This window comes from Nonomuraea sp. CA-218870 (genome assembly GCF_050936535.1).
Classification (GTDB): Bacteria; Actinomycetota; Actinomycetes; order Streptosporangiales; family Streptosporangiaceae; genus Nonomuraea; species Nonomuraea corallina.
The window spans coordinates 5,258,046-5,273,993 of record NZ_JBNJMN010000001.1 but is presented as its reverse complement, the minus strand read 5'-3'; the positions used below and the strand labels follow the sequence as shown (position 1 = coordinate 5,273,993).

At 69.3% G+C, this 15,948-nt stretch carries 14 protein-coding genes and 1 pseudogene; 7 read left to right on the top strand and 8 right to left on the bottom strand.

All coding sequences use genetic code 11. The features are described 5' to 3' along the window. Nucleotides 1–60: 60 nt before the first annotated feature. A pseudogene (locus ACQEUU_RS25335) lies at nt 61–1,055 on the top strand (NAD-dependent epimerase/dehydratase family protein). Between the two features lie 127 nt (nt 1,056–1,182). Here ACQEUU_RS25335 and ACQEUU_RS25330 read toward each other — a convergent pair. The 3 genes from ACQEUU_RS25330 to ACQEUU_RS25320 form a co-directional block, all read right to left on the bottom strand. Beyond that, complete coding sequence (locus ACQEUU_RS25330; protein ID WP_433070260.1) at nt 1,183–2,355, bottom strand: hypothetical protein; 1,173 nt, start codon at nt 2,353–2,355, stop codon at nt 1,183–1,185. Further along, nucleotides 2,348–2,911, bottom strand: coding sequence for an RNA polymerase sigma factor (locus ACQEUU_RS25325; protein WP_433070257.1), 564 nt, complete (start codon nt 2,909–2,911; stop codon nt 2,348–2,350). Before ACQEUU_RS25325 ends, ACQEUU_RS25330 begins: the two co-directional genes overlap by 8 nt. A gap of 304 nt (nt 2,912–3,215) precedes the next feature. Next, entirely contained in the window at nt 3,216–4,769 is a 1,554-nt protein-coding gene (locus ACQEUU_RS25320) for a carboxylesterase/lipase family protein (RefSeq protein WP_433070254.1), read from the bottom strand. A gap of 585 nt (nt 4,770–5,354) precedes the next feature. On the opposite strand from ACQEUU_RS25320, the gene ACQEUU_RS25315 reads away from it, so the two are divergent. From ACQEUU_RS25315 to ACQEUU_RS25305, 3 genes are all read left to right on the top strand, one after another. After that, nucleotides 5,355–5,693 (top strand): hypothetical protein, encoded by a 339-nt coding sequence (locus tag ACQEUU_RS25315; protein ID WP_433070251.1) that lies wholly within the window; start codon nt 5,355–5,357, stop codon nt 5,691–5,693. A gap of 276 nt (nt 5,694–5,969) precedes the next feature. After that, on the top strand, nt 5,970–6,830 hold the full coding sequence (locus ACQEUU_RS25310) for an SDR family NAD(P)-dependent oxidoreductase (protein WP_433070249.1): 861 nt from the start codon (nt 5,970–5,972) through the stop codon (nt 6,828–6,830). 10 nt (nt 6,831–6,840) lie between these two features. Further along, nucleotides 6,841–7,341: a MerR family transcriptional regulator gene (locus ACQEUU_RS25305; RefSeq protein ID WP_433070246.1), complete on the top strand. Its 501-nt coding sequence runs from the start codon at nt 6,841–6,843 to the stop codon at nt 7,339–7,341. Here the strand turns inward: ACQEUU_RS25305 and ACQEUU_RS25300 are convergent. Further along, entirely contained in the window at nt 7,324–7,812 is a 489-nt protein-coding gene (locus tag ACQEUU_RS25300; RefSeq protein WP_433070243.1) for a winged helix-turn-helix transcriptional regulator, read from the bottom strand. The genes ACQEUU_RS25305 and ACQEUU_RS25300 overlap by 18 nt on opposite strands. 106 nt (nt 7,813–7,918) lie before the next feature. On the opposite strand from ACQEUU_RS25300, the gene ACQEUU_RS25295 reads away from it, so the two are divergent. Together ACQEUU_RS25295 and ACQEUU_RS25290 are read left to right on the top strand one after the other, a co-directional pair. After that, entirely contained in the window at nt 7,919–9,376 is a 1,458-nt protein-coding gene (locus tag ACQEUU_RS25295) for an MFS transporter (RefSeq protein ID WP_433070240.1), read from the top strand. Between the two features lie 28 nt (nt 9,377–9,404). Continuing rightward, nucleotides 9,405–9,890 carry a pyridoxamine 5'-phosphate oxidase family protein gene (locus tag ACQEUU_RS25290; RefSeq protein ID WP_433070237.1) on the top strand — a complete coding sequence of 162 codons (486 nt, stop codon included), beginning with the start codon at nt 9,405–9,407 and terminating at the stop codon, nt 9,888–9,890. 429 nt (nt 9,891–10,319) lie between these two features. Here ACQEUU_RS25290 and ACQEUU_RS25285 read toward each other — a convergent pair whose 3' ends face one another. Continuing rightward, nucleotides 10,320–10,580, bottom strand: coding sequence for a hypothetical protein (locus ACQEUU_RS25285; protein ID WP_433070234.1), 261 nt, complete (start codon nt 10,578–10,580; stop codon nt 10,320–10,322). A 198-nt stretch (nt 10,581–10,778) separates the two neighbouring features. Beyond that, on the bottom strand, nt 10,779–11,435 hold the full coding sequence (locus ACQEUU_RS25280) for a DsbA family oxidoreductase (RefSeq protein WP_270157319.1): 657 nt from the start codon (nt 11,433–11,435) through the stop codon (nt 10,779–10,781). A 529-nt stretch (nt 11,436–11,964) separates the two neighbouring features. Between ACQEUU_RS25280 and ACQEUU_RS25275 the strand changes: the two genes are divergently transcribed. After that, nucleotides 11,965–12,615, top strand: coding sequence for a M23 family metallopeptidase (locus ACQEUU_RS25275; protein ID WP_433070232.1), 651 nt, complete (start codon nt 11,965–11,967; stop codon nt 12,613–12,615). A 52-nt stretch (nt 12,616–12,667) separates the two neighbouring features. Here ACQEUU_RS25275 and ACQEUU_RS25270 read toward each other — a convergent pair whose 3' ends face one another. Further along, nucleotides 12,668–15,235 carry a hypothetical protein gene (locus tag ACQEUU_RS25270; RefSeq protein ID WP_433070229.1) on the bottom strand — a complete coding sequence of 856 codons (2,568 nt, stop codon included), beginning with the start codon at nt 15,233–15,235 and terminating at the stop codon, nt 12,668–12,670. Beyond that, nucleotides 15,232–15,948 (bottom strand): ABC transporter ATP-binding protein, encoded by a 717-nt coding sequence (locus ACQEUU_RS25265; protein ID WP_433070226.1) that lies wholly within the window; start codon nt 15,946–15,948, stop codon nt 15,232–15,234. The genes ACQEUU_RS25270 and ACQEUU_RS25265 overlap by 4 nt, the downstream gene beginning before the upstream one ends.

Here is a 15,948-nt window from a genome sequence, read left to right as displayed (position 1 = left end):
TCCGAGTGGCCGAAGGTCGCATTCCGAGCAGCACCGGACTCAATCACCACGAGTGAACACATGAAGATCTTCGTCACCGGCGGCAGCGGTTTCGTCGGCGGCACTCTCGTGCGCCGCCTCGTGGCCGAGGGACATGACGTCACGGCGCTGGCCAGATCGGACGCCGGCAGCCAGCGCGTACGTGCGGCCGGCGCCGAACCCGTGTCCGGCGACCTCGCCGAGCTGGGCCGGACCGGCTCGCCGGCGCCGAACTGGCTCGCCAAGCTGCGGGAGGCCGACGCGGTCGTGCACGTCGCGGCTCACATGGAGTTCTGGGGGCCCGACTCGCTCTTCGACCAGGTCAATCATCTGCCGACGGCCGCCCTGCACGCCGCGAGCGTCGCGGCCGGGGTGCGACGCTTCGTGCTCATCAGCGCCGCGTCCGTCTCCACGGGCAGTCAACGCCGTCCCGTCGTCGACGAGTCGACGAGTCGACGCCGGAGGGCCGGCCGAACATCGCCTACAGCCGGGTCAAGCCGGCCACCGAGCGCGCGCTCCTGAAAGCCCGCAGCGGGAAGACCGAGCTGGTGGTGCTCCGCCCGCCGTTCATCTGGGGCCGTGGCATGACGACGATCAACGAGATGGTCGAGGTCGCCGAGGGCGGACGGTTCGCCTGGATCGACGACGGCAGGCACATCGTCGACTTCGTACACGTCGAGAACCTGGCCGGTGCCGCGATCCTCGCGCTCACGCGGGGCCGCCACCAGGGGATCTACTACGTGACGGACGGCACGCCGATGCCCATCCGAGACTTCCTGACTCCCTTGCTGGCGACCCGCGGCGTGGATCTGTCCAAGAGTCGCAGCGTCCCTCTGGCGATGGCGGCGCCCATGGCGGCGATGATGGACCGCACGGCCCGCCTGCTCCGCCGGAAGACGCCGCCGCCGCTGACGAACTGGCTGGTCGGCTTCGCCGGCCGTGACCGTTCCTACGACATCACCGCCGCCAGGAAGGAGCTGGGCTACTCGCCTGACGTGACGCTGGAGAAGGGCCTGTCGGAGATGAGCTTCTCGTGAGGTGACGACTTCGCGCGCCGCGGTCTCCGGAGAAGCGCTCGCGCGCTGAAAACCCCGGATGCGATCTCGCCGCCCGCAGACGCGGGCAGAAAGGAAGGTGGTGAGCGGGCGTGCCCCTGGCGGCCCGTCACGGGAGGGGACGGTCGCTGAGCCGGCAGCCGCGTGGGCGCTCGGGGCGTTCGCTGGTCCAGCCGGCCTCAGGTGCCCATGCCTGATAGTCCATGAACGTCCCCTTGGCGAGCCCCTCCGTGCTTTCGGCCGCGATCGCGACGTTCGCCGCCAAGACGGTGCCGGTGTGTGGGTCGAGGATGGTGGTGTACCGCTGAGCCACCTCGTCATCGGTACCGAACTGGGCGGTGAAGCCCTCGCTCTTGATGAAGGTGACCTCGATTCCCGGACGTCCCAGAGGATCGATGATCGAGCCGCGCACCTTGGTCGTCGGCAGTTCGGCGAGCAGACGCAGGGTGGCCGCCCTGACCGAGGGCTTGACCGGGAGCTCCAGCAGGGCGAAGGCCATGGGCAGGAAGTCTTTGAAGCTGTCCTCGGGCCGGCTGTTCTTGCGGGTCTTCCAGTAGGTTCGCAGTTTCTCTCGGAGCTGTTCGGCGTCGTCGGGCAGCGCCGAGAGGTCGGCCAGCGTGAGTTCACCCAGCCGTCTATCACTGAGCACGCCGCCCGGCTCGGCCGCGCGCGTGTAAACGCACTGAGAGGGCTTGGAGCTCAGCCGGATCTGCGCGCAGTCGCCGGCGCGGGTTCCCGGCGTGCACGCGCGCTGGACCGTGCCCGGAGAACCGGCCGCCTGCCATGCACGCTCGTCGGCCTTGGTGGCGGGACGGACGAACTGCTGCCACTGTTCCACATGAACGGGGTCGCCGGGGTCGCGCGGATGCCAGAGGTCGATTCGTGACGACTGCAGGACGTTGAACGTTTCGCCGCCCGCCCGGACCCTGATCAGCCCGTTGTTGAGCAGCGGCCTGCGCCAGTAGTCGTCGCGCTCGTCCGGCAGTTGCGCGATCTGGTCCGCCAGCCGGAGCAGGGCATCGTTGCCGCTCGCGGGCACGATCATCGGTGCGGGAACAGTGGTCATGTTCGACACCAGCGTGACGACGGCCATGACGACGGCGATCGTTGTCGCGGCCGCTCCCAGCGTCCATCCCCAGGCGGGGCCACGCCGATTCGCTCTACCTGGCCGTACCGGCTTGCGCTGGGTGGCGGCAAGCCTGAGGCGGGCCTTCTCGACGACCTCCGCCGAGGGTGGCGGAGCATCAGGCAGCGCTCTGGCCAGGAGGCTGAGCTCATCCATGGGTGTCCTCCAACGGGTTGACGTCGCCGAGTGCCTTGCGGAGCTGCTTACGGGCGCGGTTGAGCCGGGAGGCGACCGTCCCCGCTGGGATCTGCAGGGCGGCGGCGACCTCGGCGTGGCTGAGGTCGCCCAGCACGCTCAGCAGCACGACGTCGCGGTCCCCGCGACTGAGTCCGGCCAGCGCCCCCGCCAGCTTGCCGGTCAGCCGGCCCGCGGCCACGCGGGCCAGGGCTGCGTCCTCGGGACTGTGCTCATGACTGTGCTCGGCGCGCTCAGCTGTCCGGCTGAGCGCCTTCCATCTACGGATCTCGGTACGGCGGTGCCGTGCGATGAGGTGGGTGGCGATGCCGTACAGCCACGGACGCACCCCGCCGCGCGAGGCGTCATAGCCACCCCGATAGGCCGCCACGAACACCTCGGCGGCCAGGTCGTCAGCGACGTCGTCGGACAACCGCCTGACGATGTAGCGGTGGATCTCGGAGAAGTGCGCATTGAAGATCTGCTCGAAGTCCACCCGTAGATCGGGTGGGTCGGCCACTTCAGGTGGAACGGCCATGCAGGCGTCTCCGGTGGGTCAAGTGAACGATGGTCGCCCTTTCTTGCCCGAAGTGCCTTGCTGCTTTCACGGACCGTCGCTGAGTCTCTCGCCCATGTCCGCCTGCGGCTATTCAGATCCGCTCAGTCACCGCCTGATCACCCGCAATGCTCTTGTCGGCCAGCTGACCGGATCACCGCCGAGGTCATCGACGCCGCCCGCGACGCTCTGGTCATCGGTATCGGCTGACCGTGACGTACGCGGCCGAATAATGGTGCGGATTCCGGGCTGAGGTACCGCCGGTCACAGCCCGGAGCCCGGCGGGTCAGCGGCCGGCCAGGCGGTCCCAGAAGTCCAGTTTGTGGAGGGCGTCCTGATCGTAGACGCCGACGCCACCGGGGCCCGGAGCCAGGCGATGGACATGCCCGGTGCGCACAGGGCTCCAGCGCGGCAGGCCAGGAGCGTTGGGGTCGCCGGTCGCCGCGAAGCGGGACCAGTACTTGATCATCATATCGCCGAGCTTCCGCTGCTCGCGGGTGAGGGCGGCCCCGGGGAACAGGAACGGCAGTTCCGATCCGTGCGAGGCGAGCGGCTCCACACCGCCGGGAAGGGGGAAGATCGGCGGCGCGGTACGGTCGGCGAACGCGTAGGAGTAGACCGGGGTGTGCCGGCTGAGCATGTGGTCACTGGCTCGACCGGCCCAGGCCCAGTCGAGATCGCTCAGGATCGCCGCGGCGGCCTGCGCCGGCCGCCCACGGGACGGATACTCCGCCGCGATCGCCGCCGCCTTGTCACCGTAGAACTGACGCAGGCCATCCTGGTATCCCTGCTCGGTGAGACCGGCGAACATCAGCGAGGCGAACAGGGTCCCCTCGTCACGGGTGATGCCGGTGAGGATCGGCACCCGGTGGAAGCGGCCCTGTGTGAAGACGGTCTCGGGATCGGCGGGCAGCACGGTGTTGCCGTACCCCGGCAGGGCGAGCGGCTCCAGCGCGAGAAGCTCGGATACGGGCTTGCCGCGCAAGCAGGCGACGGCTGTGTCCGGGTCGGTGCAGCCGAGCGCGGTGGCGGTGGCGGCTCCCTGCGCCTCGTGGGCGGCCTTGGGAACCCACATCGGGATGTCCATGAGCGGCCTCAGGCCGCTGCGGGTGAAGGCGACCTGCGAACACGGCGTGCTCTGGAGGATCACCCGGCGAAACAGCCCCGCAGCGGTGGGCGACGCCAGGTGGGCGCACGCCGAATGCGCCCCGGCGGATTCCCCGAACAACGTGACGTTGCGGGGGTCGCCGCCGAAGGCCGCCACGTTGCGCTGGACCCAGCGCAGAGCGGCCTGCTGGTCCTCCAGCCCGTAGGCCCCGCTGTTCGCGAGCCCGGGATGCCCGAAAAAGCCGAACACACCCAGCCGATAGTTGACGGTGACCACCACGACGTCGCCGCGCGTGGCCAGGCGGCTCGCGTCGTAGTCGCTGCCGGCGCCCTTCGTCAGGCTGCCGCCGTGCAACCAGACCATCACGGGCCGGGGGCGGCGCGGAGTAGCCGAACGCGGGACGGTCACGTTGAGGTACAGGCAGTCCTCGCTGTCGCTGGCCGGCAACCCCCACAGATCCGCGGACTGGGCACACCTGTCACCTGGGCGGGTCGCATCGCGGACGCCCCGCCATGGAGTCACCGGCCGGGGCGACTGCCAGCGCAGGCTACCCACGGGAGCAGCGGCGTAGGGAATGCCGTTGAAGGCCCGGTGGTCCCGGGTGATCTCGCCGCGCACCCAACCCGCATCGGTCCGTACGGTATTCCTGGAGGCCGCGTCCGCCGGCGCGGCCCCTGCTACGACCATGACCAAGCTCACAACCGCTGAGCTGAGAGTACGCATGAATGTCATGCGGGCGAGCCTAGGAACGGCGCGGCGGGGAGAGAATGGCCCTGGATGCCGCCCTGGGTGCACCTAGGTAGACCCACGTCAGTTCGAGCTCGTTCTGGATACGGACGACCCCGCGTAAGGGCGCGCCGTCGGGCGGGGAGGACCGTCGATTCTCGCGAAGCGTTTTATTTGAAGCCGCATGGCGAGCAGATCTCGTATCGGACATCAGGGCAAACTTTGAATTCCGATATTCAACAACGGTATTGGTAAGTGTCGTTTCCGCCACCGTGACGGGCAGATCCGGTCCATTGCGATACTTCAGGAAAACGAGACGCCGTGGTCGTGACTCCGCCATAGCGCAATCCAGCCTGTCGCTCAACCCTTTATAAAACTACGATATGCCACGGAACGTCCACGAAACGTGACGCGAACTCCCCGCAACGGCATCAATCCACATCCGCATATTGCGCGAATCGTCAATGCTGGTGCATCTGACGCCGGGGCGGGCGGGAAAGAATGGTCATCGGGCCGGCGTGGTCGGCTCGCGAACCGGACAAATCGCCACGAATAGGGGAAATGCTGATGAATCGCCCGAATGGTAGGAAAGTGAAGGCTGGGCTCGCGGCCATGGGGATGGCCACCGCTATGGTCCTCGCGCCGGCGCCGGCATCCGCGGCATCCGGAAATGTCGGGATCATGGGATGCCAGTCAACCTACGCGGTTCTCACCTACACCAGCGGTGGGACCTGGAGCAGGAATTGCAGCGGCACCTACCAGGTCGGCAGGAGCGCCACCAAGTTCTCCGCCGGCGGCTGGTCCGGCTACGTCACCTACCCGGCATGGCCGGACGGCCATCGCGAGTTCTGTGATTTTCAGAGTTTCAACATAGGCTCGACGGTCACATCGGTCACCCTTTACGCCACCAAGGCTCCATGGTGTCCCTGACACGCTGACAGAGCGAGAGAGATCATCTCAATCGGCGGCCGGGCGGAATTCGCACACTGAATTCACTCGCCTGCCGAGTCCTGTCGCTCCGTATTCCTGAAGAAATCGTTGCACGAGTGGCCCCGGGATCGCATCATCGGACCTGGGGCTCACTCTTTCCTCGGCTGTCTTCGAGCCATACGACGACTGGCCGCACCACCCGCAGAGGCACGGGCTTCCTTTTGGTGGTCATGTCGGTTTGCGTTCGAGCGCGCTCGAAGGCGTAGCGTCCGCGCCATGACGACACAGACCTGGATCATCACGGGCGCGTCCCGCGGCTTCGGACGCGCACTGGCGGAGTCGGCGCTCGCGGCGGGCGACCACGTGGTGGCGGCGGTGCGCCGGCCCGAGGGCGCGGCCGATCTGGAGGCCGGGCACCCGGACACCTGCCTGATCGCGAAGTTCGACGCCCGGGACATCACCGCGGCCGCCGACCTCGTGCGCGACACCCTGGAGCGCTTCGGCCAGCTCGATGTGCTGGTCAACAACGCGGGCCGGGCCGTGGTCGGAGCGGTCGAGGAGGTCGGCGACGCGCAGTTGCGCGCGCTGATGGATCTGCACCTGTTCGGGCCCGCCGCCCTCGTCCGGGCGGCGCTGCCTGCGATGCGTGAGCGGGGCACCGGGACGATCGTGCAGATGAGCAGCCAGGGCGGGCGGACGTCGTTCCCCGGCGTGTCGGCGTACTCCGCCTCGAAGTTCGCCCTCGAAGGCTGGTCCGAGGCGCTGGCCGCGGAGGTCGCGCCGTTCGGGATCCGGGTGATGCTCGTCGAGCCCAGCCGGTTCAGGACCGGCTTCAACAGGGGTGACGTGATCGAGTTCGCCGAGCCGTCGGCGGCCTACCGTGACGTGCTCGCCGACGTCCGTGCGGACATGGCCGGGACCGACGGCCGCCAGGAAGGCGACCCGGCGCGGGCGGCCGAGATCATCGTTTCCCTCGCGCACGGTGAGAAGGTGCCGCTGCGGCTGCCGCTCGGCCGCGAGGCGGTCGAGCGCATCTCGCGTGCCTACCGGCGCGGCCTGGAGGAGGTCGAGCAGTGGGCCGAGACCGCCCGCAGCGCCGATTTCGCGGGTGTCCCCGCGTCGGTACGGCCCATCTAGGCTCGTGGTCGTGGCCACCGACGATCTGATGACCAGGGCGCTCGACGCGCTCGGGGACGACGGTCCGCTGTCGGCCGAGGCGATCCGCCACCTCACTGCCCTGGGCGACCTGGGCGACCTGCCCGAGACGATGACGATCGCCGAGGTCGCCGGCCTTCTCGACATCTCACCCCACACGCTGCGCTACTACGAGCGGGCCGGGCTGGTCGAGGTGGCCCGCGACGGCAACGGTCATCGCCTCTACGACGCAGAAGCGGTTCGGCGCCTGGTGTTCCTCACCAGGATGCGGCTGTCCGGTATGCCGATGCGTGACCTGCGGCATTACATCTCGCTCGTCGACGCCGGAGCGCACACGGTGCCGGAACGGCTCGAGGTGCTCGTCGAGCATCGCGACACCATCCGCCGCCGCATCCGTGAGCTGACCCTTTCCCTCACGGCGGTCGAATACAAGATCGCCACGTACGGGGGCTCGGCCGGGCCGGACGTGCAGACCCTAGGGGCGGCCCGGTGATGCCCCTGGGTAGCCGGCGGTGGCCGGACGGCCGAAGACCTCCTCCTGCTCGGCGGCGATGCGCTCGTCGTAGGCGGCGCGGGCCGCGGCGATGGCGTTCTGGTGCTCCTCCGTCCAGATGACCAGAGCGTGGATGGTGCTGTGGAGGGTCGCACCCATCGGGGTGAGCTCGTAGTCCACCCGCGGCGGCACGGTCGGATACACGATCCGCTTGACCAGGCCGTCCCGCTCCAGGTGCCGGAGCGTACGCGACAGCATGCGCTGGCTGATCCCGTCGATGGCGCGGCGCAACTCGGTGAAGCGCAGGCTCCGCTTGTCGAGCAGCGAGATCACCAGGAGAGACCACTTGTCGGCGATGCGGTCGAGGATCTGCCGCACCTCGCAGTCCGCGCGTTGGTCCCACTGGATGACGTCGTCGTCGACGCCGGTATTCGCGCAGTAACCGAGGGACTGGAAAGTGCCGTCTTCCATGCCTGTCGATGGTGCCTGATGATGCTGTCGGTTACAAGAGGGAACCGGGAGGCCGTCAGAGAACCGCTCTGAAGGCGGGTTCCCGCAGGCAAGGGAGTCACCTCAGATGTCCTCATTCCCCGACGAGCCCGCCGGCGGAGCAGCCGGCCGCCACGCGCGCATGACAGGACGCGCGTGGGGTGTGCTCCTCGTGTTGTGCGGCGCGATCTTCCTCGAAGGCATCGACGTGGCGATGCTCAACGTCGCGCTGCCGTCGATCCGCGCCGACCTGGGCCTGTCCACCGGCGTGCTCAGCGGCGTGGTCAGCGCCTACGTGCTCGGCTACGGCGGTTTCATGCTGCTGGGCGGACGCGCCGCCGACCTGCTCGGCCACCGGCGGATGTTCCTGCTGTGGCTGACGATCTTCCTGGTCTTCTCGGGGCTCGGCGGGTTCGCCACCGAAGGCTGGATGCTCCTGGTCGCGCGGTTCGTCACCGGAGTGGCGGCCGCCTTCATGGCGCCTGCCGGGCTGGCCCTGATCACGTCCAACTTCCCCGAAGGCCCCTCACGCACCAAGGCGCTCGGCGTGTACGCGGGAACCGCCGCGGGCGGCTTCTCGCTGGGGCTGGTCGCGGGCGGGGTGCTGGCCTCGTTCGGCTGGCGATGGGTGTTCTTCGCCCCCGTCATCCTGGCCGCTGTGATCCTCGTGGCGGCGATGCTCCTCGTCCGCGACACCGGGGGCGACCGCCCGCGTGGCGGCTTCGACCTGTCGGGGGCGTTCACCATCACCGGCGCCATGCTGCTGCTGGCGTACGGGGTGGTCCGGCTGGAGCGGCCCGGCGACGGGCCCGCCCTGACCGCCGGCGTCTTCGTCGCGGCGTTCCTGCTGCTGGGGGCGTTCGTCGCGATCGAGCGTCGCTCGTCGTCGCCGCTGGTGCGGCTGGGCATCCTGCGCTCGGCGCCGCTGGTGCGCGTCAACGCGGCGGCGCTGCTGTTCATGCTCGCGTTCGCCGGCTTCCAGTTCGTGGCGACGCTGTACTTCCAGGAGCTGCGCGGCTGGAGCACGCTGCAGACCGGGCTGGCCATGCTGGTGATCGGCATCGACACCGTCCTCGCCCCCACGCTCACACCCCGCCTGGTCAACCGCTTCGGCAACGCCAAGGTGCTGTTCGGCGGCATCGTGTGCGCCGCGGTCGGCTACCTGCTGCTGCTGCCCCTCAGCATGGACTGGACCTACGCCGCGATGCTGCCGGCGCTGTTCCTACTCGGCATGTCCTTCGCGCTGTCCTACGGCCCGCTGACGATGGCCGCCACCGAAGGGATCGCGGAGGACGAGCAGGGACTGGCGGGCGGCCTGCTCTACACGGCCATCCAGTTCGGCACGGCCCTGGGGCTGTCAGCCGTCACCGCGGTCAGCGCCGCCGCCGGCGGGGGTCTCGAAGGGCTGCGAGCGGCGCTGGTGGTCCCGCTGGCGGCAGCGGTGCTGGGCGCCCTCATCGTCGCCTCCGGCCTGCGCTCCTCCTCAGCCACGCCGGGGGAGCCGGTGCGGGACACCCCGGCCGAGCATCCCGCCACCACCGTCTGACCACTTCCAGGACACGGAGGAAAGCGCGATGACCGCGTACGTCACCTCGTTCGCCGACATCAAGCGGCAGTTCGACGCCTATGTCGGCGACATCGTCTACGCCACCATGACCACGGTCGACGCGAAGGGACGGCCCCGCGCCCGGGTGCTGATCCCGGTGTGGGAGACCCCCACCGACGGTCCGGTCGGCTGGCTGGCCACCTACCGGACACCGGTCAAGGCCGCCCACCTGGCGGGCAATCCGCACACGACGTTCAGCTACTGGACGCCTCAGCAGAACGCGGTGAGCGTCGACGCCGTCGCCACCTGGGTCGACGACCCGCGGGCCAAACGCCGCGTGTGGGAGCTGTACCGGCGCACCAGCCCTCCGGGAGCCGGCTACGACCTCGGCAACTTCTGGCACGGCGGGCCGGATGATCCCTCGCTGCATCTTCTGCGGCTGGAGCCTTGGCGCGTCCAGGTCATTCGCGGCGTCGACCTGCGCAGCACCATCTGGCGCGCCGGAGAGCGGTGACGGGGCGTTCCGGTGGCCGGTCGTTCCCCCGGCCGGCCGGGCTCACCTGGTCAGATCGCTTCTGATCCAGTCCAGCACGGAGGTGTGACGGGGCCGCCAGCCGAGCTGGGCGCGGGCGCGCGCTCGCCTCGGACCCGGCTGTTGGAGTCTACACACAGATCACTGATCACGGCCGTGACGTCGTCGCCGCGGCGCGCGCCACCTATGTCGGCGTCCTCCGGCGGGTTCTCGCCGGCATCACCGGCGATCGGGAACTGGTGGCCCTGGCCGAGCGGCTTCTCCTGGACGCGGGACCGGCGAGCCCGTGAGAGGCCAAAGGGAGGCGCCAAGGGCGCAGCAAAGCAGAACGGCGGCCATGATCACATCTGTGATCATGGCCGCCGTCGTCGTCCCCGCCGGTGGACGGAGCCGAGCATCAGATCCCGCTGACTAACGGTCCCGCCAGTCGAACCACCACGAGCCGTTGTACATGTAGCAGGAGCTGACCTGGTAGTAGCGGACGTAGGTGCGCTTCTCGGAGTCGCAGTGGGACCAGGTGCCGAAGGGGCCCTGAGACTGCCAGTAAGGGGCCTGGACGGTGACGGTGCCGGTGCCGGTGGGCTGGACGGCGTGAGCCGCGGTTCCCAGCATGGACAGAGCGGAGAAAGCGATGAAGCCGGCGGCGACGGCTCTCTTCGTGAAGTTCGTCATGACGTACCTGCTTGCTTGGGAGATGGTCAGGCGCTCATCATGTCGATCCGACCCGGCGACGAAGAAGATCCTTGCCTGCCAGTCGTCGGCAGAGTCCTGCCAAAGACAGGGCGAGCCCTGTCCGTCCGCCCCCCGTGCCGAGTGCGGCGATGATCTCGTGGGCGCGACGTACGTGGCCGTCAGGGAACGGAGCACTGATCAGCGCCTGGCGGGCGCCTTCGCTAGCTCATCCGCGATGATCGACTCCAGGTCCGCGACTGACAACGCACCGCTCATGACGGTTCGTCCGTTGAAGCGGAAGGCCGGGACGCCGCTGATCCCGGCTCGGCGCGCGTCGGCCTCGTCACGGCGAACGGCGGCGCCGAACTCGCCGCTTTCCAGCATCGCCCCGACCTCGGCCTCGTCCAGTCCGCCCTGGCTGCCGAGCACGCACAACGTGTCGCGGTCGGCGATGTCCATCGTGGTCGCCACGAATGCGTGCGACACCCGTTCCCGCACTTCCTCACCTCGCCCTTTGGAATCGGCGAAGTGCAGCAACCGGTGCGCGTCGAACGAGTTCGCGGCGCGCGATTCCATCATCCGGTAGTGCAGCCCGACCTCGGCGGCGGCATGGGTGATGAGCTTGAGCGTCTCCAGCACGCGGGGCATCGGCATGCCCAGCGCCTCCCGCATGTACTCGGGCACTGAATATCGGCCCTGTTCGGGGCCGTTCGGGTTGAGTTCGAAGCTCCGGTGCCACACGCTGATCTCGGCCACACCGTCGAATTTCCGAACAGCGGCTTCGAATGTCCGCTTGCCGATCCAGCACCACGGGCAAACGATGTCCGACCAGATCTCCACCTGCATCTTGACCATGTCAAGGCCACCCTTTCTGTTCCTGATGTGTCCGCGGAAACAGTCGTCCGACACGCTCACCGGAGGCCCGGACGACGTCACCGGGGCGCGGAGCCTCGACCGGCCATTATGTCGAGGCGGAGGTCGATGCGGGGGAACGGTTCCTGCCACTCTGCGGAGTGATCCTGCCGTTGCCCGTCACGCATGATCGTTCTGGGCGCCCGCCCTTCCTCCATGGGCCAGGCCGAGGTGGAGAAAGTTTTCATTGCTTCTCTGATCAATGATGCTAACTTCGAGTTGATCTGTGTAGTCATCTCCTTCCACCCCCCATCCATATGGAGGAGGAGCGCAGCACATGACATCGTCTGTCCGCCTGCTCTTATCCCGTCTCACAGCCACCCTCGCCGTCTGCGCCGTTGTCCTGATCCCGGGCGGCGCCGCCCGCGCGGATGAGCCCCCCACCACCCTCGCGACGCCGTCCTTCCAGATGCCCGTCCCCTGCGGCCAGCGTTGGACGACCTCCACCCACGGAGGCCACGCCAGTCGGTACATGGTCGACATGGTGTCCGCCAGCGGCGCCACGCACGGGACCCCCGCCCTCGCCTCCGCGGCCGGCACCGTCATCACCTCCACCTTCTACTCCGACGCCGGCAACACCGTCGTCATCGATCACGGAAGCGGCTGGGTGACCCGCTACCTGCATCTGGCCAGCCGCGCCGTCGGCGTCGGCGCGTCCGTCGGCCGGGGTCAGCAGATCGGCGCCGTCGGCAACACCGGCAGCGCCACCACCGGTGCTCACCTGCACTTCGAGCAGCGACTCAACGGAGCCGTCGTGCAAGCGGCCGTCGACGGCCACCTCATCCCCGTCACCTGGTCCTACAACCAGCACTACGAGACCAGCAACAACTGCGGGGGCGGTACGCCCGGCAGATACTGGGTCGACACCTTCGCCGACGCCCCCGGCTACGCCACCCCCGGCGGCACCCGCACCGGCACTCTCTATGGCGGCACGAACTACGTCTACTGCCGCGCCTGGGGACCCGTCGTGCAGGTCGGGAGCGCGTACAACCACTGGTGGCTGAAGACCGACCTGGACAGCGGAAGCCCGTGGCAGAACCAGTGGGTGTCGGCCTACTACCTGTCGCGCTGGGGCAACGACCAGGCGAAGGACAACAACGGCGCGGACATCGCCAACTGCTGACCCGAAGTGTGCGGCGCGTCCGGCGCCGCACACCCCGGAGAAGCCGTCCTGATCAGTCGTCTGCCATGAGCGACGTCCTGGCCCGTAGCCCGCGGGCGGATCGCAGGGCCGTGAGTGTCACACCCAGGTATATCGCGATGCTGAGGACGAGCAGTTGCCCCCACGGGATGCTGAGGGTGAAGCCTGACACGCTCGAGACCAGGACGAAGATCGGCACGATGGCGATGAAGGCGGCCGGCAGGGTGCTGAAGGCGAGGACGACGCCGTGTTCGTAGAGCAGTATCTGCCGGGCCCAGCCGGTGGACAGGCCCAAGCCGGTGAGTTGCCCCAGGTAGCCGCGCAAGGCTCTGGTCTGTCCGCTGGTGACGGCCAGTCCTCCCAGGAACAGCAGGGCGACGAGTCCGACGGCGGTGAGGACGAAAGCGGCCCGCGGGATGATCGGTGGTGGCGGAGTGTGGAGCTGCACGGACCTGCCATCCACGCCGGCGTCGAGGAAGTCCCGCTGCAAGGCCATGGCCTGCGCTTCCGACAGTCCTGAGTACAAGATCGCACCGCTGGTCACCGGCATCCCGAGCTGCCGCGCACGAGCGGTGAGCATGACCGCGTCGGTCCCGGTACGCCAGCCCGAGCGCGGCACGTCCACGACGGCGAGCGGTAGTGCGACCGTACGGCTGATCACTGTGCCGGCGCTCTTGACCACGAGCGGCGCCCGAGCCGCGGGGTCACGCGGACGTCGCTCGGCATCCGCCCAGATCAGCAGTCCGCCGTCGCGCAACACCGTTTGCTGCGCCGTACTCAGCGGCTGCGTGAGCAACTGCCGGACGTGGTCCACGGAGTCGAGCGCGAGAATGCTGGCCGCCGACCCCTCAAGGGTCGCGGAGCGCTCGGCCTCCCCGGTGCCGTCCAGCTCCAGTAGGTATCGCAGCTGCGCCCGTCCGGCGGCTGGCGGAACCGAGACGTCGGCGAGTTCGACGATCGGCCCGGGAGGGCGCAGCACCGTCGAGGAGGCATGCGTGACGAGCACCTGACCTGGCAGCACATCGGGGAAGGACTCTTGTGCCAGCGTCCGCACCAAGGTGTCGAACAGGGTGAGGTACCCGACGGACATGCTGAGCAGCACCGTCAGGACGGCGACAGAGGCGTTCAGGCGTACGGTGTCGGCGGCGAGCCGGCGACGCGCGAGCCGCCCGCGGGGCCCGCGCTCGGGCAGCACCCGGAGGAGCAGCCGGGTGAGCTCGGGTGTCAGCAGCAGGACGGCGGCGGTCAGCAGTCCGCTGAGCACCATCGCCTTCGCCGGCGAGTCCACCTGCCCCGCGAAGACGATCACCGCGCTCCATGCGACGGCCGCGAGCACATGCCGGAGGTCACGCCCGAGCTTCTGGAACCGGCCGGCGCGGACGGGTTCACCGCCGGGGCGTCCGTCTCCCGTCGGCCCGCTCCGCTGTGAGCGGGCGCTGCTTCCGCCGCGGGCGAGGGCCAGGCCCGCGCAGACCGTGCCCACCACTATCAGGCCCATCAGGCTCAGAACGGAAGGGACCAGGCCGGAAACCAGGCCGGAAACCGGGCCGGGAGGCCGGTCGCGGACCTCGGCCAGCACCATGCGGGCCACGGCCCCGACGGCGGCGCCCGTCGCCCCTCCTGTGGCGGCGGCGGCAAGGCACCAGGTCAGGGCGGCGAGGGAGAGGCTGACGACCCCGAGGGCGGGCCGTACGCCGACGGCCCTCAGAACGGCCAGGGAACGCCGGAATCGCCGATTGTTGAGCCCGAAGACGAGGATCACCGCACCCGGCGTCAGCAGAAGGAGAGGCACGGTGTAACCGGCGGGAGAGCGCTCGATCGAGCTCCGCTCGGGGCGCGAGGCGAGCTGCTGCCGGGTCATCAGCGTCGCCGCGACCGTTTCCCGCGCCCCATCGCCTTTCTGCCGCTGGGCGACCACGGCGGCGACGGCGTCGATCACCTGGCCGGCGGACCGGCCGGACCACAGCAGGAACGGCTGCGCCCGAAGCCGCGGAAATCCCTGGAGCAGCCGCGGATCCAGGGAGGCCCACGTCCGCGGAGCGGCGAGAACGGTGCTCGTCCGGGCGAACCGGTCATCGGCGGTTCCCACGACGCGCAGCCGCACTCTCCCTCCCATGGCGGCCAGCGTCGTGCCGGCGACGGCGCGCACGTCGCCGGGTTCGGTCACCACGACCTCCCCCGGGCTGGTCGGCCACCGTCCGGACAGCAGCGCGTAGCGGTCGGGGTAGGGCCGGTGAGCCCAGTGTCCCTCCAGCAGAGTGACCTCACGCGCGGGCGTGGTGGCCAGCTGGAATTCCGTCGCCGACAGCATCGCCATCGCACCGGACGCTTCGCCGCCGGGCAGGCGGCCCATGACGTCGGCGCCGAAGGAGCCGTCACCCGGTTCCAGAGCGATGCTGCCGTAGCCGACGGCCGCGCCGAAACGTCCGAGATCACGGTCTGCGACCTGCCGTCCGGACAGCGCGAGCGTGGCCAGCGTGACGTACATGGCCATCAGACACAGGGCGACCAGGAACACGACCGACGTGGAGAGGACCAGGGCGCGTGACCGCATGAACCGGCTGGTGAGGAGCGCGGTGTGCCGCGCGGTCTGGAGGTTCATGCGCGCCCGCTCCGGACAGAGCCGACCTGCTCCAGCCGCCCGTCGATCATCTCGTAACGGGCGTCGGCGAAGTCCTGGCACCGTGGGTCATGGGAGCAGATCACGGCGAGGGTGCCCGCGTCGCAGAGCGTGCGGACGAGCTGGAACAGCTCCAGGGTGGCCGCCGAGTCCAGCGAGCCGGACGGCTCGTCCCCGAGCAGTATCCGCCGGTTCCCCGCCAGGGCGCGGGCGACCCCGACCCGCTGCCGTTGCCCGCCCGACATGACGCGCGGCAGCCGATCCGCCAACCCGGCCAGTCCCACCCGGGAAAGCTGCCGGAGGGCCTCCTCGCGCGCCGGTCCGGCGCGCATGCCCAGCGCCTCGAGAGGCAGCGCGACGTTCTCGGCAGCCGTGAACTCCTCGATCAGCTGGTTGTCCTGGAACACCATCCCGACCGTGCGCAGTCGTAGCCGGGCGCGCTGCTTCTCGTCGGCCTGGGTGACGGAGACGCCCCCCACCTGGATCTCCCCGGAATCGGCGAGATCCAGGCCCGCCAGCAGGTTGAGCAAGGTCGACTTGCCGGAACCGCTGGCGCCGAAGACGCAGACGAACTGCCCCGGACGGGCGAGAAAATCGACATCACGGACGGCCCATACGGTCTCGGCCTCCGATCGGTACGCTTTTGTCGCGCCGTTGACCAGAATCAGCGGAGCGTCATCGGGGGAGGCGGACAC

Coding starts and splice junctions, on each gene's coding strand:
- ACQEUU_RS25330 (WP_433070260.1), bottom strand. CDS start 2,355: ATGGATGAGCTCAGCCTCCTGGCCAGAGCGCTGCCTGATGCTCCGCCA.
- ACQEUU_RS25325 (WP_433070257.1), bottom strand. CDS start 2,911: ATGGCCGTTCCACCTGAAGTGGCCGACCCACCCGATCTACGGGTGGAC.
- ACQEUU_RS25320 (WP_433070254.1), bottom strand. CDS start 4,769: ATGACATTCATGCGTACTCTCAGCTCAGCGGTTGTGAGCTTGGTCATG.
- ACQEUU_RS25310 (WP_433070249.1), top strand. CDS start 5,970: ATGACGACACAGACCTGGATCATCACGGGCGCGTCCCGCGGCTTCGGA.
- ACQEUU_RS25300 (WP_433070243.1), bottom strand. CDS start 7,812: ATGGAAGACGGCACTTTCCAGTCCCTCGGTTACTGCGCGAATACCGGC.
- ACQEUU_RS25295 (WP_433070240.1), top strand. CDS start 7,919: ATGTCCTCATTCCCCGACGAGCCCGCCGGCGGAGCAGCCGGCCGCCAC.
- ACQEUU_RS25290 (WP_433070237.1), top strand. CDS start 9,405: ATGACCGCGTACGTCACCTCGTTCGCCGACATCAAGCGGCAGTTCGAC.
- ACQEUU_RS25285 (WP_433070234.1), bottom strand. CDS start 10,580: ATGACGAACTTCACGAAGAGAGCCGTCGCCGCCGGCTTCATCGCTTTC.
- ACQEUU_RS25280 (WP_270157319.1), bottom strand. CDS start 11,435: ATGGTCAAGATGCAGGTGGAGATCTGGTCGGACATCGTTTGCCCGTGG.
- ACQEUU_RS25275 (WP_433070232.1), top strand. CDS start 11,965: ATGGTCGACATGGTGTCCGCCAGCGGCGCCACGCACGGGACCCCCGCC.
- ACQEUU_RS25270 (WP_433070229.1), bottom strand. CDS start 15,235: ATGAACCTCCAGACCGCGCGGCACACCGCGCTCCTCACCAGCCGGTTC.